Here is a 25,027-nt window from a genome sequence, read left to right as displayed (position 1 = left end):
GATGAAGAAGATCATCTAAGTAATCACCGACAGGAAGGAACCCTTAGGGGTTCCTTTTTCATTTTGATATGCATGAAATTTCTTACAATTTGGTAACAACCGATTCTAACTTCGTCATAAGAGGTACTGATAAGGTATAGTTTATAGTCAAGGAGGGATGAATCATGGGATTTACGTTAGCGATTGGAGACCGGGCTAGGGATTTTCGTTTACAGGGTACGGACGGCAACATTTACACATTGGATAGTTTCCGGCATGCCAAGGCATTGGTTGTTTTCTTTGCGTGCAATCACTGTCCGTATGTCCTGGGTTCAGAGGAGATCACGCGGCGCACGGCGGAGCAATTTACCGAACAAGGCGTCGCTTTCGTTGCGATTAACAGCAACAGCTCCCAGACTAACCCGGAGGATTCTTTTGAGAAGATGGTCGAACGCATGGAGGAGAAGAAATTCCCCTGGGTGTATCTCCACGACAAGGCCCAGGAAGTTGCGCTTGCTTACGGCGCTCTCCGTACGCCTCATTTCTTTGTGTTTAACGACAAACGTAAGCTGGTCTACACAGGGCGTGGAGTCGATAACCCGAGGGAAACCGCTAACATCACCGTAAACAACCTTCAGGAGGCCCTAGAGGCGATTGCAGAGGGCAAACCTGTTCCTACCCCTGTCACCAATCCTATCGGCTGCAACGTCAAATGGGAGGGTCGTGACAAGCACTGGATGCCGGAGGAAGCCTGCGACTTGGTCTGAATATGGCTAACCGAGGAGATAAGTGCGCTTTTCCTGTCTAAATTCAAGAAAAAGAAAAATCCGCAGGGCAATATGCTCTGCGGAGTTTGGCGTTGGAATTTTTAAGATTTCCGGTTCGGGGAATTGAAGAGCAGGGTTAATCCGCCTCCGATCAGAACCAAGGCGACGATAAACGTCTGGAAGTACGAGGAGATCGAATATGGCCAGTGCCAATCCGGATAATATCTCCGCAATACGTCGAGCAGTACTTCATTCGTCAGATAGTACAGGCCGACCAGAATGATGAGAAAGCCGATCTTACGCTGATGGCGCTTGATTCCTTTAAAAATCGGCTTGTCTTCGACATATCCGAATTCTTGCCGGGAAATCAGCTGCAGGGCATCGAAAAAGCTGTAAAACCAGAAGATCGGAATAAGGAACAAAAAGAGCGAGAGGCGGAGGACATCCATAATATAGATGGAAAACAGGAAGCCTGCCATGATTTGAAGCCCTCTCATTTGAAGTCCGAGATACAAGTGGGCGGCGCCGGGAAATACGGCCAGAACGGTAGCGATCGTCTTGCTCCGTCTGCCTTCCTGACGGCTTTCGCTGAAGTCGTCGAAGAACGTCCGGTCCGTCAGCTCCATGCCGGCCTGTTTCTTTTCCAACTGCCGGATGGCATCAAAAAGAATATAGATCCAAAGCACGGGCAGCGCGAGCAGGAAGAAGAGAAATTCTGCCGTATGGGTGAGCGATGCCCCGAAGAAAATCACAATCGCTCCTCCGATAAATAATGTCATAGCGGAAAGCCCGCGGTACATCATGCCCAGCATATAATGGCCCAGGCCGGGAATGAAGGAAGCCAGGATAATCTTCCGGCGTTCCTCCCTGCGCTGCCATTCGTAGACGTCCGGATTGAATTCCGGAACGGAGCCGGGACCTGGACCGTGACCATGACCACGGCCTAGATCGTGGCCCGGGATTCCGTAGTCATGATAGCCGGGAGGCGGATACGAAGGCCTGCTGCCGAGTGTAATAAACATGTCGACCATGTTAACGACCCAACATGCGGCCGCAAAGAGCAGGAGGAGGACGGCAAAGTCTTTAGGGCCGTGCATCTCCACAACAATGAGAAAGGCCAAAGCGACCGGACCGAAGAAACCGGCTCCGTACAGGAAGGCCCTGAAAATGCGTTTTAAGTACAAATGCCCGAGTCCCGGTATAAACGAGAGCAGCAGCGCGACTGTGTTGGATCTAGGGTTCAAGGGGATGTCCTCCTTTTGGTTTCTGGGCATGCAGAGAATCGAAGAAAGCGAAGGTTTGTTCCATAAGCTTGTCGGACACCGGTGTAGCGAGCGGTTTCTTCTGTTCGGTACGGACCAGGGAGAACTGGTCCGTCATGCGTCCGAACACGCCGGTGGTCATAAGCAGGAACGTCGCCGCGGCTGCTATAGCGTAATGGGTCAGGGCCGTCCGTCTCGGGGAGCGGGCTTTACGGTGTTTTTTCGCTTCCGTCCGGTAAAGACTTCCTTCGGGTTCTTCCTGCTTCTGTGCAGCTATCGGAGCCGCTTCCTGTACAACCGGCAGGCTGCCGCTTCGGGCTAGAATTTGATCGATCATGCGTTCAGTATCGGCCTCGTCCGGAAGGGGAAGAGTCGGTGACAAGAATTCCAGGCATTCCGTATATAGCTCCAGGCAAAGATCACATTCATACAAGTGATCCTCCCAAAGGCCTCTCTGACGATCATCCGAAAGTTCTCCGGCCATGTAAAGCATCCATTCTTCCCGGCTTCTATGACTCATTCGAACTCTTCCTCCTTCCAGTGCTGCTTAATCCACTGTTTTGCCCGGTATAGTTTGGATTTGATGGTTTGCACGGTGACTTCCTGCTCGTCGGCAATTTGCTGGTACGATTTATCTTCGTAGTAGAAGGCAATAATGACATCTCTATAGTTTTCGGGAAGCTCCTCCAATTTGCGCATAACAAGCGCCTGAAGCTCTTTGCTTAACAGCGGATCTTCGGTATCGGACCCACTCAGGGAGGGAGGGGGCATTGCTTCTTCCATACCGTCGGTCGCTGTTTCCCGCTGGCGGTAGGCTTTGCGTTTGTAATCGATCGCTTTGTTGACGGCCACGCGGGAGATCCAAGCTTTCAAGCCTTTTACCTCGGTCTGGGGGAGGGAGGTATACATCTTGAGAAAGACTTCCTGCATGACGTCTTCCGCATCTTTAGGATGCCGGACGACCGAAAACACAATTTGGAACACATAATTCCGGTAAGTCTGGACAACCTCACGAAAGGCTTCCTCATCTCCGGCAAGCATGCCTTGGACAAGCAGTTCCTCTTGCTGCGTTATAATGTCTTTCTCCCTCCCCTCTCCATCACTATAGACGAAACGATTCCATTCGAGTTCTGCACTTTCGGTAAAAATATTTTTTCCAGGTACAAAAAAACCGCCATCCGGTCGAGCCAAGGGCGGAATTTTGTGTAAAATTTACAATAAGCGCCGGGAGCGGATAAAGTACGCGTCCTCGGTTGTCAGCGGGACTTGGACAAATCCCGGTGCGGGGCATTCCCGGCTGAACACCCGCCACTCGATATGGTCTCCAACCAGCTTGCGGATCATTACGCAAGCCTCGTCGAAGGGGCAGGCATCAGCACGGGGAAGAATCCCCTGCCAAACATCGAGAGGAACTTGCCTCCAGGCTCCCGGCGTTCCGTAAAATTCCGGCTTGCCGGCGTTCAGCCATAGGAGCTGGTCGGCTTCCTGCCACTCGTTCAGCTCATGGGCCGCGATAAGTACGACACTGCCGCGGGCATGCCGGTACAAGAGGCGGATAACCGTTTTGCGCTCAATGGAATCCAGGTAGTTGAGAGGTTCATCCAGCAGCAGATAACGGGGAGAGCCGAGTAGAGCCTGCCCGATTGCCAGCCGCTGCTTCATACCTTGGGAAAGAGACCCGATCCGCTTCCGTTTCACATCCTCCAGATGCAGCTCGCGCAGCAGCTGTTCTCCTTGAGAAGGATCGGCTCCTTTAAGAAGACACATGTAGTTCATCAGCCGGACGGGTGTCATGTCTTCATGAAGCTCCACATCGGTCGGCACATAACCGATCCGGCTCCGTATCTGGGGAAGCTGCTCCTTAACGGTTCCTTCCAGATAGCTGATTTCCCCTCCGTCGGGAAAATCAGCGGTAGCCAGCAGGCGGAGCAGAGTGGACTTGCCTGCTCCGTTCTTTCCGACGAGCAGAATCAGGCCGGGAGCTAGCGTCAGTTGATCTACATGCAGCCGGATATAGCCCTCGTAGAGACGGACGAGCTGATTAAGCCGGATCATGCCGACCGCCATCCCTGCACGCCTGTCAGCCGCAGACTTTTCCGATAGGCGGATAGAAGGAAAAGAACACCCGCCGCGATAAGCACCGCCTGAAGAATCAGTGCCCGGTTCCAGACCGGTCCGGTTAGTTCCCGGCGAAGCCACTCCTCCATGAACAGTTCTGCCCCCCAGCCTGTCAGAGCGGCCATTATAGCGGAAAGCATGCCGCGCCTCATCATAAAATAAGCGGTTAACCCCGTGACGAGCAGAAGCGGAGCAATCCAGTCGAACAGAAAAGGAAGCGTCATCCAGGACCTTGAATAGCTCATGGTTGCAAACGTGTAGAGAGAGCCGATAAGGCCGAGCACCGCATTCGTAACGAGCAGAACGATTAAGCGGCTGAACATGAGAAGCGCCGGGGGATAGGGCGTGACACTCTCGATCATGCGCATCCCTTCATTCCAGCTTCGGTACTGGTACAGAAAGCCGCAAACGAGCAGAAGCGGGAAAGCCAGTGAATAAGACGAGCGGCCCGGCAGAGAGCCGGCTATGGTGTAAGGCGAGTTCAGCAGCAGCAGCATGGCAAAGAGCAGCAGGCTAAGCAGCCAGAACCACTTGTTGTACATAAAAAGCTGGTGGCGGCAAAGCTTCCACAGGGACGGCCGCAGGTCCGCCGATTGTTCAGGCTGGGTTGTACCCGGATTGTTCTCGCGTATGGCATCGAAGTGGCTTTGAAGCCTGCCGAGCAGGTTCGCAGTATCTAGGCGGTCAGGCGTTTTAACCAGGTATCCGTTCAGCAGGACAGCCGTATTTTTCTCCAGTTGGTCCAGCTCTTTATCGTCAGGTTCATACATAAGGGGTCCCCTCCTTGGTCGGTTTGCCGCGATTTTCTTTCCGTCCGCCGCCGGTATCGGTTAAGCTCCCGGTTTTGGGGCCGAGGAGAGCTTTGAGTTTACGAAGGCCGCTGTAAAGGTGAGTCTTCGTCGTGCTTAGCGGGATTTGCAGAACTTCCGTAATTTCTTGAAGCTTCAGATCGTGAAAGAAACGGAGAATGACAATTTCCTTCTGAACTTCAGGAAGAGAACGGAGGGCTCCGATAATTTCTTTGCGTGCCTCCTGCCTCTCGTAGATTTCAACAACGGAAGGCTGGGTATCCTGCGCCTCGGGCGGTTCAGCCGTCAATTGCTGCTCGTTTCTGTAAGCTAGGCTCTTCCAGTAATCCCGGCATAGATTTAAGGCTACCCGGTACATCCAGGGTCGGATGTGATCGGGGATTTTCTGTTGCTGCAGCTGCTTGAGCAGACGCACAAATACTTCCTGGACCAGATCCTCCGCCTTGCGGGGATCGTGCAGGGTCCGCTCGAGATAATGCTGAAGCGGCACGTGGTAGCGGTGCACAAAGGCCTCGAAAGCGGCCTGATCGCCGCGGGCCATGGCTTGGACCAGCTCTTCATCCGTAAGCATTTGTCTTCTCCTTTCTCCGGCCCCGCTTATGAGGGCGGCTGTATTATTCTTCTTCGGAGACAATCCAGCGGCTGCGGACATGGACCGTATAGTTCAAGATCACGGTTAAAACGAGTACAGCAGACAGCAGAGCAAGCCGGTTCGGAAGAAAAAGATCCGGGATATCCTTAGACTGCTCCTGAATATGGACCGTATAAATGGTGAAGTAAGGAAGCCAGCTCCCGTGTGAAAGAATATCGAGCATCCAGAAGGCAAGCCCTGCGAAAAGCCCGGCATAGATTTTCTTGACCGCAAGCATGACTGTAATGGTAAGAACAGCGATAAACAGCAGAGCCGGCAGCATCTGCAGCAGAAGCGGCGTAATGCTGTGTAAGGTAAGCATAGAAGGTTGACCGGCAGGGCCGTAGGAATACACCAGCGTTGTTACGGCACCGAATTTCGCCTGATAGGCCGTAAACCAGGCAGCCTGATAGCCCGCGCAGACGGCAAGCAGGATCAGCCCTTTACGGGCCGCCATCCCTGTCAAGGACAGGGGAAAGGTCGCGTAAATTTCCAGGGGCCCTCCGAGCTCCCGATGAAACAGCGCGGCACATAGCATGACAACCAGCGGATAGAAGGCAAGCTCCCCGTAAAACAAAGCATTGCCCGGCTGCTCCGGATCGGAGCCCCAGATAGCACATCCGAGCATAAGCACATAAAGGAGCGGGAACAAGCCCCATAAGCTTTTAAATCCTCTGAGGTCCTGCAGCCAAAGGCTCACGATCCGAACACCTTTGTCCATTCCCGGTTCCAATCATCGAGAGTGACTACCGGATAGCGGAAAGGGGCGTCGGGAGCGCTAAGACCTTTTTTATAAAAAGAGGCCAGAACTTGTTTCACTTCTTCGGTTTTTCCCGCATCCAACGCCTCACGGACTTGAAGGAGAATATGGTTCTTGATCTGTTGGCCGAGACCCCGGTCGCCGGTCGTTCGATCCTTCGGAAGAAACTGGTCCGAGAACTGAACGCTCCTGATTTGCTCCTCCGTAAGCTGAAGTCCGTCCCGGTAATACAGATATAAAAACGCGGCACGGATTTCCATGAAAATGGAAGGCTTGACGGTCTCGTCCGTATTACCGTTCGCATCTCTGGAAACTTCAGCGTAGCTGCTCTGGTAGGAATCATCTCCGAACAGGAGAGCATAAGTGGTCCGAATACGCTGATAATCGTCCAGGTTGTGATTTTTGGACTCGTTGATATAGTAGCTGCTTCCCGCAACCGCAGATTGACGGCTGTCCGGAGAAATCATATTCCCGTAAGACAGGTACACGATGTTACGTACGGCGCTTAGATTTGTCTGCAGAAGAGCTTCATAATAAGCTTTCATCCTCAAGATATCTTTCCAGAAAAGGTCGGCTTCCAGCCGGTTGCCCGGAGTTGTTTGCAGTTTGATGCTGCCCTTGGCGTCACTGAACTGGATAAGGTTTCCCGCTATGAACGTCAGATGTTTCACACCCTTCTGCTCAAAGTGCTGGATGCCTGTAGCACCTTCCTTTTCCGTAATAGAACCATAAATGAGGTTGGAAAAACCTTTAAAGGTCACATCGAAATCGGCCGGCTGCGCCAAGAGAGGCGGTCCGCCGTAAAACAGCCCTTTTTTGCGCTCGTCGGTAAGGTAGAGCGGTCCGTTGTTAGGTAAAGGATACCACGCTGCCGAATTGGGCAGGTAAAGATAAGGGTCCATCGCGAAAGAAATGATTTGCTCACCCTGCTGCGGTCCGTATGTCCAGTTGATTCCTTTGCTTTCATAGTTGAAGGTAAGCGTCTGGCTGCTTTTGGAGGAGTCAAAACGACCACTTCCAACGGAAATCAAATTGCCGCGACGTGTGAACGATACAGGCTGATTATCGAGCAGCAATTGTTCCACGTGAAAATAATCGTGCAGGGTAAATGAAACGTCGCCTTGCGATAAATCCGCAGGCCGGAGCGATACTTCTACAGAGGCCTTGAGTCCATCCGAAGAAATAGGGATCAGCTCCATTTTGTAAGAAGAGACGGTAAACTGGGTAATCGTACGCTGATTATAGGCCGATTCTGTCGGTGCATTCCGGAGCTGTTCCCGGTACGCCGTAAAATGCGGAGTCCAGAATTCCATATAGGTGTAATAAGAGCCCGCGGACAAGACGGTAAAAAGAATCAGGGCGCCCGCCCATCGCGCGCGTGTTCCGCTCGGACGGACCCATTTCAGTATCGTAACGCAAACGGTAAGCAGGACCAGGGTGAAACTGAGTACAAACCATCTGGCGAGCCAAGTCTCCCGTTCTTTAATCCACGGTCCCCATGCTTCATTGGCGTAGAAGGAATCGAGCGTTATCCCGCTGAGATGGAAGGGTTTCAGTACCCGCAGCTCCGGAATGCCGAGACGTTCGATAATGAATTGATCGATAAAAAACGTGCCGAAGACCCATGCGCAAAAGCCGATCAGATACACGATCCGGTTGCGGATGGCGATGGCCAGAAGCATAGCCAGGGCCAGAGTAACCATATAAGACCATTCATACTGGAGCGCAAAAAAGGAAAGTTCCCGAAGCATGATAGGCCTGTCGATGCCATAGTGAAGAGCAAAGTACACATACACGACTGCCATGGCCGCCGTAAACAAGGAAAGATACAAAAGCCCGGCCGCATATTTCACGCTGAAAAGGACCGCAGGAGAGACGGGAAGGCCCGCCGTCCATTCGTAAGCCGTTTTGGCGGTATCCCTGCGGATAAGCAGAATGCCCAGCAGCATGGCCGCGCCCAAAGTCAGCGTGTGCTTAACTTTATGAAAGTCATACACATACAAATAAAGGTCCTGCGATACGGGAGGAGCGATGCCTGCGAGAGAGTAGACCATCCAGGCTCCGAACAGGACCGGGAGGACCAGAAGAACGGGATTGCCGCGCAGCAGCCGCAGTTCCAGCGAGAAAGCGCGCAGCCATCTATTCATGCCGGTTACCTCCGATCAGCGCGAGGTAGCCGTCCTCCAGCGTGGGCTTCACGGATGCGGCACTCCCCGCCGGGGGAGTCGCCGACACGATGCGGCAGAGCATGCCGTGATCGGTCCTGCGGGCGGTTACGACTTCATGCGGCTCATATGCCGCAAATTCCCGCTCGCTGAGCTCCGCTTCCCAGACGAGACCCTCGGCGCACTCCTGCAGGCCGGCGAGACTTCCCGCGAAGGCGACGCGTCCCCGGTGCAGCACCGCTACACGGCTGCAGCTGCTCTCGATGTCCGCGACGATATGCGTGGACAGCAGTACCGTCCGGCTCAGGCTGGAGCGGTTCAGGAGATTGCGGAAGCGGACCCTCTCCTCGGGATCCAGCCCCGCCGTGGGCTCATCGACGATGAGCACCCTGGGGTCCCCGAGGAGAGCCTGCGCAATCCCCAGACGCTGTTTCATGCCGCCGGAAAAGGTTTTGATCTTGGCGCCCGCCTTTTCGTTCAGATTGACCTGCTGCAGAATCTCGTCGATCTGGGATTTGCGCTCGCGGGCGCTTTTGATGCCTTTCATGACGGCCACATAGTCCAGAAATTCGTAGGCTGTGAGCTGCGGGTAGAGATGAAAATACTGAGGGAGGTAGCCCGTAATTTTGCGGATATGCTCGGCATCCGACAGCAGGTTCAAACCTCCCACGCGAACGGTTCCTTCCGAAGGCTCGAGCAGAGTGGACAAAATGCGCATGAGCGTCGTTTTGCCGGCTCCGTTCGGTCCGAGCAGGCCGAACATCTCTTGCCCGATCTCCAGGTTCACCCCGGCGAGAGCGGGGTGATTTTTATATTTTTTAGATAAATTGCGGATCTCGATCATGAGGATCTTCCTTTGTGAAGGTTTACTTTACGCGTATGTACTCTTTCAACGATAAGGGATGTAAAATAGTTTGGAAAGCTGGGTGATTGCTAGCTTTTTACGGAGCATTTTGCGGAAGAGAAGGATTGAACTGTTTTGACGCTGTGCTATACTATTTAGTATCGAATTGGACTATTTCCGAGTAATCGAGACGTGGCTCAGCTTGGTAGAGCGCTTGCTTCGGGTGCAAGAGGTCGCAGGTTCAAATCCTGTCGTCTCGACCATCATTTTTCCCCGCGAATAGGCTCGTTTTCTAATACATGTACATAACAGACCGCCGACAGGCGGTCTTTTTAGTATGCCGGGAAAGAGTATTCCGCCCCGCATGGCGAAGAAAAAACTTCTTCAATCCCCAAAATCTATCAAATTATCAATTTACCCCGTCCCCATCATTCGCTAGAATAGAAGAGCGGCATCATAATTCCGATCAAGGAGTGAGGGTATGAGAACTAGAACAGGCAAAATGTTGATCGGCGGTTTTTTAACGGCAGCTCTGCTGGCTTCAGGACTGGGCGGGAATGGCTATAAGGTCGCTGCGGCGTCCCAGACGTCCCCTTCCTATAAACCCGCGTTTAAGGATACCAAGGGCCACTGGGCTGAAGAAACGATCCGCTGGGCATATGAGCACAAGATGACGGACGGTTATGCCGACGGCACGTTCCGGCCGGATAAGGCCGTTACCGAACCGGAGTTTCTGGCACTGCTGCTGCGTGCCTATAACAAAGTGGGGTCCGGAACGACGGCAGGCTCCCAATGGTTCGATCCCTATTATACCAAAGCGGCTATCTATTCCTGGCCGGTGCTTAAAAATACAACCTCGCCTTATTTGCGGGGAGATGCAGCCAGACTGATTGCGGCTACGCAGGGCAATCTGCTTTCGACCAAGGAAGCGGTGCAGCGTTTGCTGGATCAAGGCTTGTCTCAAGGCAAAACGGACGGGAGCGAAAACGGGTTCCGCCCCGATGACGCATTAACCCGCGCGGAAGCGCTCAAGTTCCTGCAAAATCTGCTCGGCGTACAGAGTGATCTCGTCGCTGTCGCTTATTCGGAAGTTCCGAATAATTCCGGCAGCGCCGGCGGGGCCGCGCCCGGCGGAACGGTCGCAGTGCTGGACAATGCTGGCAGCGCAAAGACGGAAGGCCTGGAAACCCGGCATTTTGTAATAGAGGGTGCGGCCGTAGGCGATACGGAAGCGGACCTGATCAAGCGGCTGGGTCAACCCGTACGCAAAGATGCGGGAGGCAGCGGACTGACCTGGTACATTTACAACAATAAGGACTATCAGCATTACGTACAGGCGGGTATCAAGAACGGCCAAATCGCCGCGCTGTATACGGTCACGGGAAATTGGACGGAAGCGAACGGAGTTACGCCGGCTATGGACGAGGAGGCGGTCCGTCAGAAAATGGCGGGCGCCAAAGCCGTTAGCAGCACGGGCAAGGGCGCGGCTTCTTTCGAATCGGGCGGGTTGAACGTCAGCTTCTATTTCGACGCTAACGATAGCGGGAAGCTGATCGGACTGCTCGTCCAGGATACGTCCATGTCCGCCGCAAAAAGCAGCTCGGGCACCTTATCCACGCACAGTGCGGATCAGCGGATCGCCTACGAGAAGCAAACGTTCGATCTTACGAATGCGGTTCGTGTCCGTCACGGCAAGGCGCCGTTCGAATGGGACGAGCCCATTGCCTCGACGGCCCGCAAGCACAGCGAAGATATGGCCGTGAACGGATATTTCGAGCATACAAACAAGCAGGGACTCTCTCCTTTCGACCGGATGGAGAAGGATGGGCTGAAGTTCTGGAGTGCGGCTGAGAACATCGCGTCCGGTTATTCGGGACCGATTGAAGTGGTGAACGGCTGGATGAATTCCTCGGGACACCGCAAAAACATAATGGGCGATACAACCCGCTTGGGCGTCGGCGTTTACTTCGGCGGCTCCATGAACGTATATTACACACAAAACTTTTATACACCGAGATAAGGTAATGTGCATCTCATCTCCTGCGGGAAGACCCGTGGAGTGACGGGTTCCTGAGAAGGAACCCTTTTTTTTCGGTTTAGGAACGGAACGCGGCGGAAAGCCTCCCTGGGGGTTCGCTTGCGAACAGTCAAAATGAAACCTATCCCCGCCAAGCTTCGTCTAAATAAGAGATTTATCGACGGATTATTTACCAGGAAATAGAGGGGAACCTATTTCGCAGAAGGATGAGGTTGAAGATGACGCAAACGACGGATTCGAGAAAAAAAGAGAGCCAATCAAGCACTTATCCCCGTAAGGGAATGGGTTTAATAAGCGCCTTTGCTTTTCTGCTGCTGATCAGCTTAAGCTGGTGGGCCTGGTCGGCCTGGAAAGGGACGGATATGGCCAAGCCCGGTCAGTCCCAATCCGTCAAGAAAGTGGCCTCGATTAAAGCGCCGGACACCGAATACGACGTTATTGTCGCGGGTACGGACCCGGAAGGCATTGCCGCGGCCGTATCGGCGGCCCGTAACGGACAGAAGACGCTTCTCGTGGAGAACCGCGATCGGAATGTGCTGGGCGGCTTATTCACCGAGGGCTGGCTCAACAGCTTGGACAACAGCTTCGCGCCCAACGAAGAAGGGAAATCCGACGCCGGCAAGTTTCTGAATGAGGGGATTTTCCTGGAATGGCGCAAGGGGATCGAAGGCACTTCGTTTGACGTGACAACGGCAGCCAACGCGTTCTACGACCTGGTGCGGAAAGAGAAGAAAATCGACCTGCTGATGCATGCCAAAAGCTTTACGCCGCTGGCGAACGAATCGCAGACCGTAACCGGGCTGAACATCACGACGGCCGACGGCAAAGAACACAAAGTGAGCGCCGGGGCCGTCATCGACGCCACACAAGACGCAGACGTGGCTGCGGCCGCCGGCGTGCCTTTTACAATAGGACGTCAGGACCTTGGGGATGACAAATCGCTCATGGCCGTTACGCTTGTATTCCGTTTAAAAGGAATGACCGAAGAAATCTGGCAGCAGATGAAAAAGAACGGCGAGAACGATCCGCATCTGCTCAGAGGCATGGGCGCCGACGCCATGAGCGGCTGGGGGTACTCGGCCATGTGGGATTACAAATCGACGAACCCCGAGCGGGTTCGCATGCGCGGCTTGAATATCGGACGCCAGAACGACGGTTCGATTCTGATCAATGCGCTGCAAATCTTCGGTGTTAATCCGTTAGAACCGGCTTCCGTCAAGGAAGGAATGGAAATCGGCCGTGCCGAGCTTCCGCATGTTCTGGAGTATATGAAGAAAGAATTTCCGGAATTGGGGCCTCTCGAACTGGACGGCTCGGCTCCCGAGCTGTATGTCCGGGAAACGCGCCATATGATCGGCGAATACCGGTTAACCATGGTAGACGCGCTCGACAACCGCGACCAGTGGGACAAGATAGCCTACGGCTCCTACAACCTCGATATCCAGAGTACGGACGCCAAGTATCGCGGGGATATCGTTTTGAAGCCGAGTCAGTATGCCGTCCCGTTCCGGGCTTTGGTCCCGCAGAAAATAAACGGGCTGCTGGTGGTCGGACGTTCGGCGAGCTTTGATTCGCTGCCCCACGGGTCGGCGCGGACCGTTCCGGTCGGGATGGCCTCGGGCCAAGCGGCAGGTGCCGCGGCTGCGGTTGCGGCCAAAAACAAGGTCAGCTTCCGGGAGCTGTCCTTGTCGAAGCCGCTGGTTACCGAACTGCAGGAAACCTTGGTGAAGCAGGGCGTACGCCTGGAGCCTTATAAATTTGCTGCACCTCCGTATACCAAACATAAGGCTTACGAAGGTTTGAAGGCGGCTGCAAGTCTCGGTATCGCCGCGGGAGGCGAGAAGAACGAGTTTCAGCTGGACGAGCCCTCCAACCCGCGGCGGTTTGCCAACCATTTTAACACGATGAAGACGGTTCTCGGTCGGACCTACCCCAAAGCCGTAAGCGGCAGTTCGGATGCGGCGGTCAAAGGATTGACCAAACCCGGTGATATTGCACTGACGTGGGATCAGGCGGCCTGGACCATTTCTCAAGCGGTGGGAGCCAAAGTAAGACGGAGCGAATCGGCCGCTTATGTGCTGGAACAGAAACTGGTCGAACCGGCGACTTTCGAAGCGATCGAGAACAAATCGAAGCTGACCAACGGAGACACTTATATGCTGCTGCGCGATGTGCTTAAAGCCCAAGCCGGGGTCGTTTACCGGTAGTAGAAAGTACAGCGAAAACGAAATGAGCCTTATTCGGAACCGGTCGTCTTGTGCGGCCGGTTTTATTTCTTTTACAAAAATAAATTTATACTAAAACAAGAGAAATGTATCCCTTTAGGTTAGTAGATATCTGCTATAATGATAATAATTGGTAAATGTATGTAGGTTATAATTCCCTAAGAAAGTGAGCACTTGAATGAGGCAGCTGCGGTCTAGTCCCGTATATCGGCACATTATGCGAAATGGCAAGGCTTATTTATTAACGCTTCTCGTACTCACTATCGTGAACAATTTGTTCTCGGTCGGACAGGACCATATGATTAAAGTGTTTGTGTTCCTGACGACCATTTTATCTGCCGTATTCCTGAGAAAATCAGTTGTGCTGCAACATATCCTCGCTTCGATAGCCTATATTACCTTGTTTACTCTGCTTCACAACATCGATTATTTCAAACTTCCTTCCATCATGTACACACTTCTGCTGCTGTATGCTTTCCTGCTTCCCGGTTTGTGGGTGCCGACGATTGTCGGAGCGGGCTTTCTGCTTTTTCTGCTTACTTATTCAAGCACGGTTCAGTTCGATTATCTCCGGGCCAATCTTGTCGGCGTCGTTTTTAACACGGTCGTTTATGCCGCTTTAAGCTATTTCTTCAGGCAAATGATCATAGAACGCGACCGGCTTAAAGAAAGTGAGAACCGCTACCGGAGTCTGATCGAAATATGCCCGGAGCCGATTGTGGTCCAGCAGAAGGGCAAGCTCGTTTATGCCAATCCCGCTGCCGTTCAATCACTGGGTGCGGAAGACGTGAACAAGCTTTTGGGGCGTTCGGCCCTGAGGTTTCTCCATCCGGAATCCCGCAAGAATGCCCTGGAGCATGTGAACGAAGTTTTGGAAAAAGGGGCTTCCGCCCGCATGGAGCAAAGGTATGTCCGTTTGGACGGACAGGTAAGAAGCTGCGAACTGGTACTCGTTGCAACCAATTACGGGGGCAAGCCCGCGTGTATGAGTATCGGCAAGGACATTACGGAACGCAAGAAGGCCGAGGAAAAGATTAATCACATGGCTTACCATGACACCTTGACGGGGCTGCCTAACCGCAGTTACCTGAACGAGTGTCTATACATGGCTATCGAGAGAGCGGGGCAGACGGGATCTCAATTGGCGGTGCTTTTTCTGGATCTGGACCGGTTTAAAAATATTAACGATACCGTCGGCCATATATACGGCGATCTGCTGCTGAGACAGGTTGCCGAAAGGCTGCAGGCGTGTCTCGGTCCGTCCGATACCGTATTCAGGCACAGCGGGGACGAATTCGTCATTTTGCTGGAAGGGGTGACGGAAGACGGCGTCCGTGTCCAGGCCCAGACGGTACTGGATCAGTTCAAGCAGCCATTCCAGCTGCACGGGCACGAGGTCTATACGACGACAAGCATCGGCATCAGTATTTACCCGCAGGACGGCATGGACCGTGATGTATTAATCAAACATGCGGACATGGCCATGTATCTGTCCAAAGAAAACGGGAAAAACAATTACCAGTTTTACCGGGTACACAACAACCGGCTCGCCCGAAAGCTAAAGCTGGAGAACGGGCTGCGCAGAGCCCTGGAGAAGCAACTGTTTACTCTTCACTACCAGCCGCAAATTAACCTGGCCAGCGGAGAGATCGTAGGGATGGAAGCCCTGCTCCGCTGGATGGATCCGGAGCTCGGGGTTGTTACGCCTGGAGAGTTCATCCCGATCGCCGAAGAGACGGGACTTATCGTGCCTATCGGCAAATGGGTGCTTCACACGGCCTGTCACCAGTACAAACAGTGGAGGGAAGCGGGGCTGCCGGAAATCCGTCTTGCCGTCAATATCTCCGTAAGGCAATTCCAGGATAAGCAGCTCGTCTCAACCATTCAAAGCGTCCTCGACGAATTCGACATGAATCCGAGCCATCTGGAGCTTGAAATTACCGAGAGCATCATGCAGAATCTGGATCAGTCTCTTGTGATCTTGACCGCCTTGAAGAAGATCGGGGTTAAGATTTCGATCGATGATTTCGGAACCGGCTATTCCTCCCTTTTCTTGTTGGATAAACTGCCCATCGACCATATTAAAATCGACCGGACCTTCATTGAAGAAATTACGTTCAATGCCAACACGGAAGCCATCGTCCGTACCATCATCGATATGGGCCGGCATTTAAAATTCCAGCTTATCGGAGAAGGAATCGAGCATGAGAGGCAGATTCATTTTCTTCAGGAGCATCAATGCACGATCGGACAAGGCTTTTTCATCAGTCCTCCGCTATCCAGCGAGAAGGCTGGAGAGCTTTTAAGCAGGAAGCAGCCGTTCGTTCAAGTCTGAAGGCTTTTCGCTGACAGACAAATAAAATCCCCCGGCCAAGTAAGGCGCGGGGGATTTTGCTGTATTCGATCTTATCGGGATAAACGCCGAACGTTACGACGGTTTAAAGCATAACCTCTGCCTGCTTTACGATGTAAAGCGGCTTGGTGCTGACCTGGCGCTCAAGAAGCAGGCGGCGGTCGAACAGAGATCCCGGCTCGCCCGGCTCAACGACAACCGGCAGGTGCAGCTTTTCGGCGAGTATCGCCGCAAGTCGTGTGAGCGCCCCGGTGTCTTTGTCCGGCCATTCGAATGTAAAGTGAAGCCCGTCTTGCACGGGCGTTACTTTCCAGGCATCGGGCAGGGCCGGCAGCGAATACACGGCGTCATGAATGTCCGCCGGTTCCAAGATCCGGCCGGAAACCTCCAGCCTGTCATGCTGCCGTCCGTAATGGGTCAGCTTGCGTCCGCTTCTTCCGCACGGACAGCTGACTTCTTCGAGGGAGATCACGTCCCCGTTCAAATAACGGAGAAGGGGGGATCCCTCGTGGGTCAGCGTTGTCACCACGGCAAGCCCCTTGCCGCCGGACTCAACCGCCGCTGACAGGTCTTCTTGCAACACTTCGATGAAGAAATCTTCTTCGGCCACATGCAGTACGCCATGTTCGCACATCGCCGCCATGTTGGCCGTCTCCGTGGAGCCGTACAAGTTGTAAACCGGCACACCCCAAAGCTCTTCTATCTTCTTGCGGCGCGACTCGGCAAGAAGTTCTCCCGCGACGCCGATGGCCCGGAGATGAGGGAAGTCTTCCCGGCAGCCGAATCCATGCAGCCGTGCGGTTTCCGCCAGTATTTCCATCTCGCGGGGAAGGCCCGTCATCACCGTTACATTCAACTTGCGGAGCAGTTCAATGATGCGCGGATAAGGCGTCATCGTATTCCGGCTGCTGGCCGGAAGCACGCATGCGCCCGCCTGCCGCGCGGCCTGTTGAACCAGGTGAGCCGGCAGAGACAGCGCGTAAGGGAACCGGTTAAGCAGCCGGTCCCCGGGTTTAAGGCGCAGGCCGGAATCGCCGATCTGGCGGCCTCCCGCCTCCAGGTCCCGGACTGTGTACCAGGCCGAGGCGGGGAGGCCGGTCGTTCCGAATGTTTCGAAGTATTGGCAGACTTCCTCGGGCGGCACCGCCAGCAGATTCCAGGGACCCGCTTCACGGAGATGGTCTTTGGTCGTCAGCGGCAGTTCCCCGATTCGGGAAATATCTCTTATTTCCCGTTCCTTTGCCGAAAGGTGCTGCCTATAGAAAGGTGATTGTTCCAATCGCTCCATAAGGGCGGTAAATTTCTCGGACACAGGATGTTCCCCCTTAGATGGGTATGGGATCTTGCAGGTTCAAAGGGTCTGGATCTAGATGTAAAGAATGGCGTTACTGTTCGATAATCAGCTCGTCGACTTTCACACCGACATGCCTGCCGGGGTCCATCGTATAGCCCAGCACCCGATCACCCGGCTTTAATGTCGTAATGTTGATCGGCTGTCCCTCCGTGCCGAATACGCGCACGTGCCAGTCCTCCTGCATAATGACATTAAGAGTCGTCCCGTCCTCCGCCTGGGCTTCGATATAGAGCAGAGGACGCCGCTCGATTTTCACGCGTCCGACCGAGACGCGTCTCGCTTTGCCTGATGTGCTGACGACGAGTACTTCCATTCCCGATCTCAGGTCGGACAAGTACCAGGTCCGGTTATCCGGTGCCAGCACGTAGGTGTGCAGGCTGCCCGCATTGATGCGGAAAGGTCTCGTCGGCATATACGGAAGCGGATGTGTCTCGCTGCAGGCAAGAATGCCCCCACAGGAAAAGGAGCCGAGCAGCACGCCTTCGTCGAGGCCGAGATAGCTCGTCAGATCGATGCAGGCGCGGTCGCCCATGCCGACATGCTCCGTTCGTGTAATGGTCAGCTTCTGGAGCGGCTGACCGCCTTTTTGACCCGTTGAAGTGATGACTTCGCCGACCGCATACACTTGGCCGAGATCGCCCGACGCGATCAGCACGCCATCCGCCCCGCATTCGAGTACGCCGAAGACGACTTTCGCTTCGACATCATCGCGTACTTTCATGACCACTTCGGTGCCGGAATTTTGGGCGTCCGCCAGAACGATTTCAAGCGGAATTTTTGTATCGTCGCGGAATTCGACAATGAGCAGAGACACTTCGTGGGTCATGGCGACGGCGAGCTGCAGGGACTCTGGGTCCGTTACATTCACGCTCGTGCCGATTTTACAGGTAATGATTTCTCGGTTGCGTCTGAACCAGTTGCCGCTGATCACCGACGGTTCCAATATGAGAATGTCGTAGGCTTCGTTTAAAGCCGTCAGCTTATCTGGAGAAGGGGTGCCTTCGACATAGGCGATTTTGTCCAAATTCGGAGAAAGCTGCTTCACCTGCTGTTCGTTGGCTACGACGCCGGTAAATTTCTGGTGAGGGAGAGCTTGTACGATAGCGCCCCATTGCTCCAGCGCGGTCAAAGAACTGATGTCGAACCACGCGTATTTGCTGCGTACGGGCGCGATAGGTTTATTTTTAGCCTGATTGAGGCTGGAAATCTGACCCGCTGTGCCGCTAGTTTTCGCTTCGGCTGGTTTTTCGGTTTGCTGGATGGAATCATTAGATGCTTTCGGATTGATTTCAGGCGTTTCTTTCAGCGCTTTACTCATTTCGCAGATCTCCTCTTGTTATAGTCGAATAACCCGGCGGGCTTTTCCCGCGTCTCGCTCCACGTAATCCACGACTTGAACGTCGCAGGATTGCTGGATACTCGCTTCGATTTGCCACTTTATTTCCGTTAAAAGCTCCGCCCGGTCTACGCTTGGGTCGGAAGCTTCAACGAGTACGGATAGCTCCCCGTTTTGAACGATCAATTGGTACCAGTTGCCTGTTCCGCCGATTTGCAGGAGCTGCTGTTCAAGATACAGGGGAGAAAAGTTCCCGCTGTTCAGAGCAAGTTGATCGCCCATACGTCCTCTCAGCTGCAAACGGCGAAGACGGCAGCCGCAAGGGCAGGGATCTTCCTCGATATAGCCGAGATCTCCCGTTTTGTACCGGATTACAGGCATGCCGTCGCGCATCAGTGTGGTCAGAACGACTTCGCCGACGATACCGGGAGCTTGCAGCTCCCCCGTAACAGGATGAACGATTTCGGTATAGGTATGGCCTTCGGCCATATGGTAGCCTTGGTGCTCCAGGCATTCGATCCCGATCAGACCTACCTCGAGCGAACCGTACCAGGTTGTCACGGGTGTATTCCAGATCCGTTCGATGCGTTCGCGAAGAGCGGGTGAAGCGCCTTCGCCGGTCAGAAACAAATGCTGCATGTTGAAATCGCGATGAAGGTCCATCCCTAATCTCTGCGCATGTTCCGCCAGGGTAACGGCGTAGGAAGGGGCAATAATCAGGGTCTGCATATTCCAGGCCAGCATGCACTCAAGAGCCTTGTCGGGATGAGAATAAGCCCCCCCTTTGCCGACGGGCAGGACGCAGCAGTCCTGCATGTATTGGAACACCCGGTGGAACGAAAGCCCGGATGAACTCATTTCATAGGGGAGGGCGTTGCCGACTACGGTATTTCGCGTGTTCTGCATAAGGGATGGGTAGCGGGGAGCCGTATCCAGCCGGTACAGATCGTTTAAAGTAAGGCCGATAAAGATCGGCTTGCCTCCGGTTGTACCGGTCGAAGTATGGATATGAGCCAGATCAGGCGAGCAAATGATGCAGCGCGGATCATTGCGCAAGTCTTCCTTTGTCAGAAAAGGCAGCCGGGCAAATAAAGCCGGATTGGAGGCTTCTTCGGGAGTTAGACCGGCGATATCCATACGCTGTTTGTAAAACTCATTGGTTTCATACACAAATTGAAGCAAACTGCGTAAGGCCCTCCGGTGATAAGCATCCACTTCCGCCTGGCTCAGGTTTTCTACCGACATTCCGCGTTCGGTCAGGCTGTTAAGCCACCGGACGTGCGGCTCGAACCGGTCTGCCGCCTTTTGTCCAGACATCAATTCCATTTGGCTTCTGGCTGTTACGGCCACATGTTTTCCCTCCTTATACGTCGAATGTTATAGTCCAAGCAAGCGTGAAATCGTATGATGCAAAATTTTTTCCTTATCCGCATCGGAGATAGAGAGACGGTCGATTTTGACCTTCTCTACGAATGGGTCCGACAAGGGAAACTCTGAACCGAACATAAGCTTGTCCGGACCCGCCATTTTTACAGCCGTCTGAATCGCCAGCGGATTGCCCGTAGACGTTTCCAGGTAGACATTTTTCCTTCGGGCCGCTAATTCTATGGCGTCTATGTCGAGCGGGCCGAAACCCATGTGGCCGATAATGAAATTAGTACCGGGAAAAGCTTCGACGAGCGAACCCAGTGCAGCCGTGTTTGCGCTTGCTTGGATAACTAGGTGCGTATAGAAGGGAATCCCATAATCCCCGCACAGAGCAGCAAGCTCTTTAACGACATCTCCCATAAGAGAGATCTGGTGGACAAGAGGCGACATTTTGAGGCCCTTGAAGCCGCTTCGGTAAGCCTTCTCCAGGGAAGCCAGAGACGCCGGAGCCCCGTCGTTAGGATTAATGCAGCAGATTCCGTAAAATTTGTCTGGGTATTCACGAATAATATCCAGCACGGTATCGTTGGGCGGATCCGCCAGGATCGGCTTCTCTTCCCCGGTGACGTACCGGGTCATGCGTCTAACGTCAAGCATGCCGCCCGGCACCAGGACGGCTTTGTCTATACCAGCCGCCTTCATATCGTCCAGCAACCGTTCAGGGCTGCTGTAATCCTGTCTCGATATGTGGGCGTGGCCATCAATGATCATGCGTATTCCTCCCAGGGATCGAGTTGTGTGGCGGCGCTTCCGGGGTCTGCCTGTTTCGTGATAAGAGGCATTGGGGAGGAAGAGGCTAAATAAGTCTCGTAAGCTTCCTCCGCGCTGGAGTCCTTATGAACAAGATCTCTGAGAGCACGGCACATATCATCGGGACGGGAATCCTCGAAAAGATTCCGGCCTATGCACAGGCCTTTGCCGCCTGCATCGAGCATTTCCCGGATTCCCCGGAAAAAAGCGAGCTTGTCGCCGACCGAGCCTCCTCCGGCCATCAGCACGGGGATGTTAAAAGCGGCTACGGCTTCAGCAGCTCGCTGCGGAGTAACCGGCGTCTGGACTTTAACGAGATCCGCGCCCAATTCTCCGGCAATACGGACCGCGTGGGCTATTTTATTGGTCGCCGCCGCTCCACCCGAAAGGTCTTCTTCAGGAACGTTCATCATAGCCAGGACAGGAAGGCCCCAAGCGTAAGCCTCATCACAGATAAGACCGAGGTCGCGCAGCATCTCATGTTCCTGGGGGGCACCCAGGTTAATATGTACGGAAAGGCCGATAGCTCCGATTTGCAGACCGTGACGGACAGTCGATACGATCTGCTTGCGGGATACATCCGGTGACATTTGGGTGGAAGCCGAGAGATGGAGAATAAATTCAGTTCCCCATGGCGATTCACTGCTTTCAAGGGCACGGCGGATGGCCCCCTTATGAGCAACGATAGCCTGCAGACGGAACCGGTTGGCCATACGGAGCAAAGCCGGCATGGAGGAGATTCCGTTGAGAGGTCCGTAGGTGGTACCGTGATCTACCGGAAGCATGAAAGAGCGGCCGGATCTCGGATGAAAAATCTTTGAAAGACGCAATAATTTACTCATATTAGATCTCCTTTCCGTTGGAAATGCAAAATAAGAAAGAACCCCATTTTCAGAACTGCGCGAAAATAGAAGTGATACCGGACAGGCTAAAAGCGCAAAACTAAATCCGATTGCCGCTAAATATTATGGATGGTTCTCGAAGTGAGGAGCTCAAAAAATCGTTCTTTCATCCCAGTACGAATAATTCGGAAGATAGGGGCAAAAAGAGGAAATAGGCCAATAGTTTCGAAATGGATGAAATGTAAATAGATACCTTAACATCCATAACCATCTCTTCAACTATGATTTTACTTTTTTAGACAAAAAAAGTAAATTAAAATTTGGTTAAATTGCTCAAAAATCTTTAAATTAAGCTTTAGTATTTAATTTGGGTCGAGCTGTCTTTAAGTGGTGGAGAGAAATGAGGCAGATGATACATGAGTTCGGAAACCCTGATTGGAGTAAGGGAGGAAAGAGAGAAAAAACGCTAACCAAGGGTCAATTCCGCTAAATATGAAGCCGCAGGGTGCAAAACGGGAGGGCGATATATTTTTAATCTCGGTTAAAATTTGTAATTAATTGTAAAAATAATTTGTCGGGTGGAGGAAACGAAGAAAGGTCGTCTCTTCAAAAGAGAAAGGTAACCCCGAATTAACCCCAAAAAAAGTTTGATCGAAGCAGCGTTTGAGTTGTGCTTTAAAAAAAGAAAAAACCCTTACAGCAGAAGGGTTTTTGAGCCAATATAAAACGCACCCGAGAGGATTCGAACCTCCGACCTGCAGTTTAGGAAACTGTCGCTCTATCCTGCTGAGCTACGGGCGCACATATAAATTCCGTTATTCAGTATACCACAGAATAGTTTGAGGGCGGAAGAACCTGCGGGGTAAAACCTTGGAGGAAGTGAGGTTACTCCTCCGCCGGGAGTGTCTTCTTCGCTTCCTTAGCCCGGCGGCGCAGTTCCCGGAAGAAATCAGTCAACTGGGAAGCGCACTCGGATTGCAGCACCCCGCTGATCACGTCAACGCAGTGGTTGAAGCGCTCTTCCTGCAGCAGGTTCATCAGCGTTCCGGCACAGCCCGCTTTGGGATCCGGCGTGCCGTAAATCACCTGGGGAACGCGTGACTGGACAATGGCGCCCGCGCACATAGGACATGGCTCCAGCGTGACGTAGAGCCTGCAGTCCAGCAGCCGCCAGGCTCCCAGCTTCTCGCTGGCTTCGCGTATCGCGATGATCTCCGCATGAGCGGTAGGGTCGAGCGAAGTTTCGCGCAGATTGTGGCCGCGCCCGATGATCTCCCCGCCGCGGACAATAACGGCTCCGATGGGAACTTCCATCAGCGCTTTTGCTTTGTCTGCTTCGAGAATGGCTTCCCGCATCCATTTTTCGTGTTCAGCTTGTATAGGATCATGAGGATCATGATGAAATTGTACGGTTTCCATAAAGTTGTTTCTGCTCCTTGTTCGGCGTATTACACGAAGTTATCAGTTAAAAAACGAGGTTATGCCCCGAACGTTTATTCCTTTGTTAACATGTTGTGGATAAAATTGTGGACAACTTCATTTATTGTACCTGTGAATCGTACATTAGTCTATCCAAAATGAGCGACGCAAGCAAACAACGCGGATTCTAAAAAATAAAAATAAGCACGGCGTGCTTAAGAATAGCGGATAAAATAAGAGAAAAGTACGGAGCGTAAACCCGCATGAATACTGAGGAAAATTCAGTTTAGTCATAAAATTCAGAAAATTTAAACACAAAGAAAAACAACAAAGTTCTACTATTCGGTAAACTTGAAAATTCTCTAACGTTACCCACAAGTGGATAACGTTCTTCGATAAATCTTTGTTAACAACTTGTGGATAACGATGTTAACAAGTAATAAAACTGTGGATATTGTGTGATTAACTTATTGAATATACCATGGCGTGAACATGAAAAAAAGAACCCGTTCCCAGCTTAAGGGAACGGGTTTTACGGAATTATAACCGGTCTCCGGAAAAACGGGGAAGGACCGGCTCCTATTTTCAAATCTATCGGGACGAAGAATCCTCATTGGAGAGTTCTCCGATCAAGTGGTTGACGGATGCCACAGGCTTCCCTTTAAGCAGGTATACTCTCGGGACCCGTTTTCCGATCAGGCAAACGACTTCGTAATTGATGGTGTCCATGAGTTCCGCGATTTCATCCACATGAAGAAACGTGTCCCCGGATTTGCCGAAGATCGTCACCAGATCGCCTTCCTTGGTATTCTCCACGTCCGTGATATCCAGCATCGTCTGATCCATGCAGACTCTGCCGGCGATTCTGACGCGGCTTCCGTGCAGAAGCATATCTCCGCGGTTGGAGAGCAGCCTTGAGAGACCGTCCGCATATCCAACGGGGATAGTGCCGATGCGGGTCGGCCGCTTGGCAACGAAGGTGCTCCCGTAGCTGACCGGCGTTCCGATCTCGACATCCTTCACCTGAACGAGCCGGGTCTTGAACTGCATCGCCGGCCTCAGAGGGTGAGTGTCCCGCGCGGCGGCCGCGGAGGGCAGCAGACCGTACAAGCTGATCCCGACACGGACCATGTCCAGGTGCATGTCGGGATACTGCATCGCAGCGGCGCTGTTGCAGCAGTGGCGCTGCGGAATGTCGATGCCTGCATCGGACAGGTGGCCGACGATGTTCATAAACCGCCGGAACTGTTCGCGGGTGAATGTATCGTCTTCGCTGTCGGCGGTTGCGAAGTGAGTAAAGATCCCTTCAAGCGCTACATTTGGCGTCTCAATCGCTTGGCTGGCAAAGCTGAGGGCCTCCGCCGCTGTTCTGACGCCGATCCGGGTCATGCCGGTGTCTACTTTGAGATGGATGCGTGCCGGCGTCCGGGATGAAACCGCGGCGGCGGCTCCGACGGCCTCCAGCACGTCGCTCGTAAACACCGTGAGGGTCACGTCGGCACGAACGGCTTTCTTGACGGAACGGGGCGGCGTATAGCCCAGTACAAGCACCGGCTCCGTGATGCCGGCCGCGCGCAGCTCCAGAGCCTCGTCCAACAGAGCGACGGCGAGGTATTCCGCGCCTGCGCGGAGAGCGGCACGTGCTGTTTCGTACGCTCCGTGGCCGTAACCGTCGGCTTTGACGACAGCCATCAGCTTGCAGCCGCGCCGCAGATTTTTTTTGAACGTACGTGCATTGTGTTCGATCGCGTCTAGCGAAATTTCCGCCCAAGTATCGCGGTAACTGGCAGGATGCATGCAGAATTCACCTCCAAAAACGTTTTGACGACATCTAAATCCGAAAAGAGGTAAATCCCCCCGAAGCAGCTTCGAGGGGATGAAAGCCGCGGAAACCGCGGTATTATATCTTTAAATGGGATGGGTACGGTAGTTTTGCTTTAAGGAAAG

The 25,027-nt window shown here is 53.2% G+C and carries 20 protein-coding genes and 2 tRNA genes; 5 read left to right on the top strand and 17 right to left on the bottom strand.

Annotated features, from left to right (window positions below; translation table 11 throughout):
* The first annotated feature begins 164 nt into the window (after positions 1-164).
* Positions 165-746 carry a thioredoxin family protein gene (locus AC58P5_RS25295; RefSeq protein ID WP_497391577.1) on the top strand — a complete coding sequence of 194 codons (582 nt, stop codon included), beginning with the start codon at positions 165-167 and terminating at the stop codon, positions 744-746.
* Positions 747-847: 101 nt separating this feature from the next.
* Here AC58P5_RS25295 and AC58P5_RS25290 read toward each other — a convergent pair whose 3' ends face one another.
* From AC58P5_RS25290 to AC58P5_RS25250, 9 genes are all read right to left on the bottom strand, one after another.
* The gene (locus AC58P5_RS25290) at positions 848-1,990 is read right to left on the bottom strand and encodes a hypothetical protein (protein WP_497391575.1); all 1,143 of its coding nucleotides are present in this window, start codon (positions 1,988-1,990) and stop codon (positions 848-850) included.
* Entirely contained in the window at positions 1,980-2,528 is a 549-nt protein-coding gene (locus AC58P5_RS25285) for an anti-sigma factor (RefSeq protein WP_497391573.1), read from the bottom strand. Before AC58P5_RS25285 ends, AC58P5_RS25290 begins: the two co-directional genes overlap by 11 nt.
* Complete coding sequence (locus AC58P5_RS25280) at positions 2,525-3,049, bottom strand: RNA polymerase sigma factor (RefSeq protein ID WP_497391571.1); 525 nt, start codon at positions 3,047-3,049, stop codon at positions 2,525-2,527. The genes AC58P5_RS25285 and AC58P5_RS25280 overlap by 4 nt, the downstream gene beginning before the upstream one ends.
* Positions 3,050-3,220: 171 nt before the next feature.
* Positions 3,221-4,063: an ATP-binding cassette domain-containing protein gene (locus tag AC58P5_RS25275; protein ID WP_497391569.1), complete on the bottom strand. Its 843-nt coding sequence runs from the start codon at positions 4,061-4,063 to the stop codon at positions 3,221-3,223.
* Complete coding sequence (locus tag AC58P5_RS25270; protein WP_497391567.1) at positions 4,060-4,896, bottom strand: hypothetical protein; 837 nt, start codon at positions 4,894-4,896, stop codon at positions 4,060-4,062. Before AC58P5_RS25270 ends, AC58P5_RS25275 begins: the two co-directional genes overlap by 4 nt.
* Complete coding sequence (locus AC58P5_RS25265; RefSeq protein ID WP_497391565.1) at positions 4,889-5,506, bottom strand: RNA polymerase sigma factor; 618 nt, start codon at positions 5,504-5,506, stop codon at positions 4,889-4,891. The genes AC58P5_RS25270 and AC58P5_RS25265 overlap by 8 nt, the downstream gene beginning before the upstream one ends.
* A gap of 43 nt (positions 5,507-5,549) precedes the next feature.
* Positions 5,550-6,266 carry a hypothetical protein gene (locus tag AC58P5_RS25260; RefSeq protein ID WP_497391563.1) on the bottom strand — a complete coding sequence of 239 codons (717 nt, stop codon included), beginning with the start codon at positions 6,264-6,266 and terminating at the stop codon, positions 5,550-5,552.
* Entirely contained in the window at positions 6,263-8,473 is a 2,211-nt protein-coding gene (locus AC58P5_RS25255; protein WP_497391561.1) for an ABC transporter permease, read from the bottom strand. Before AC58P5_RS25255 ends, AC58P5_RS25260 begins: the two co-directional genes overlap by 4 nt.
* Positions 8,466-9,335, bottom strand: a complete 870-nt coding sequence (locus AC58P5_RS25250; RefSeq protein ID WP_497391559.1) for an ABC transporter ATP-binding protein — start codon at positions 9,333-9,335, stop codon at positions 8,466-8,468. Before AC58P5_RS25250 ends, AC58P5_RS25255 begins: the two co-directional genes overlap by 8 nt.
* 186 nt (positions 9,336-9,521) lie before the next feature.
* On the opposite strand from AC58P5_RS25250, the gene AC58P5_RS25245 reads away from it, so the two are divergent.
* From AC58P5_RS25245 to AC58P5_RS25230, 4 genes are all read left to right on the top strand, one after another.
* Positions 9,522-9,598 (top strand) — tRNA-Pro (locus AC58P5_RS25245).
* Positions 9,599-9,816: 218 nt separating this feature from the next.
* Positions 9,817-11,355, top strand: coding sequence for a CAP domain-containing protein (locus tag AC58P5_RS25240; protein ID WP_497391557.1), 1,539 nt, complete (start codon positions 9,817-9,819; stop codon positions 11,353-11,355).
* Between the two features lie 236 nt (positions 11,356-11,591).
* Positions 11,592-13,580, top strand: coding sequence for an FAD-dependent oxidoreductase (locus AC58P5_RS25235; protein ID WP_497391555.1), 1,989 nt, complete (start codon positions 11,592-11,594; stop codon positions 13,578-13,580).
* 196 nt (positions 13,581-13,776) lie between these two features.
* Positions 13,777-15,933 (top strand): sensor domain-containing protein, encoded by a 2,157-nt coding sequence (locus AC58P5_RS25230; protein WP_497391553.1) that lies wholly within the window; start codon positions 13,777-13,779, stop codon positions 15,931-15,933.
* Positions 15,934-16,036: 103 nt separating this feature from the next.
* Here AC58P5_RS25230 and AC58P5_RS25225 read toward each other — a convergent pair whose 3' ends face one another.
* From AC58P5_RS25225 to alr, 8 genes are all read right to left on the bottom strand, one after another.
* A complete protein-coding gene (locus AC58P5_RS25225; RefSeq protein ID WP_497391551.1) occupies positions 16,037-17,263 on the bottom strand; it encodes a phenylacetate--CoA ligase family protein in 1,227 nt (408 codons plus the stop codon).
* 73 nt (positions 17,264-17,336) lie between these two features.
* Positions 17,337-18,623 (bottom strand): 3-dehydroquinate synthase II family protein, encoded by a 1,287-nt coding sequence (locus tag AC58P5_RS25220; protein WP_497391549.1) that lies wholly within the window; start codon positions 18,621-18,623, stop codon positions 17,337-17,339.
* Between the two features lie 18 nt (positions 18,624-18,641).
* The gene (locus AC58P5_RS25215) at positions 18,642-19,991 is read right to left on the bottom strand and encodes a phenylacetate--CoA ligase family protein (RefSeq protein WP_497391547.1); all 1,350 of its coding nucleotides are present in this window, start codon (positions 19,989-19,991) and stop codon (positions 18,642-18,644) included.
* Between the two features lie 27 nt (positions 19,992-20,018).
* On the bottom strand, positions 20,019-20,780 hold the full coding sequence (locus AC58P5_RS25210; protein ID WP_497391545.1) for an amidohydrolase family protein: 762 nt from the start codon (positions 20,778-20,780) through the stop codon (positions 20,019-20,021).
* Positions 20,777-21,661, bottom strand: coding sequence for a class I fructose-bisphosphate aldolase (locus AC58P5_RS25205; protein ID WP_497391543.1), 885 nt, complete (start codon positions 21,659-21,661; stop codon positions 20,777-20,779). Before AC58P5_RS25205 ends, AC58P5_RS25210 begins: the two co-directional genes overlap by 4 nt.
* Positions 21,662-22,388: 727 nt before the next feature.
* Positions 22,389-22,462: transfer RNA gene (locus AC58P5_RS25200), tRNA-Arg, on the bottom strand.
* A gap of 84 nt (positions 22,463-22,546) precedes the next feature.
* Positions 22,547-23,080, bottom strand: coding sequence for a tRNA adenosine(34) deaminase TadA (gene tadA / locus AC58P5_RS25195; protein ID WP_497391541.1), 534 nt, complete (start codon positions 23,078-23,080; stop codon positions 22,547-22,549).
* A gap of 591 nt (positions 23,081-23,671) precedes the next feature.
* The gene (alr, locus tag AC58P5_RS25190) at positions 23,672-24,877 is read right to left on the bottom strand and encodes an alanine racemase (protein WP_497391539.1); all 1,206 of its coding nucleotides are present in this window, start codon (positions 24,875-24,877) and stop codon (positions 23,672-23,674) included.
* Positions 24,878-25,027: the final 150 nt, after the last annotated feature.

It is taken from the genome of Paenibacillus sp. JT31N7 (assembly GCF_059692095.1).
Note: the sequence above shows the minus strand (reverse complement) of the source record. Positions and strands in the feature narration are given on the sequence as shown.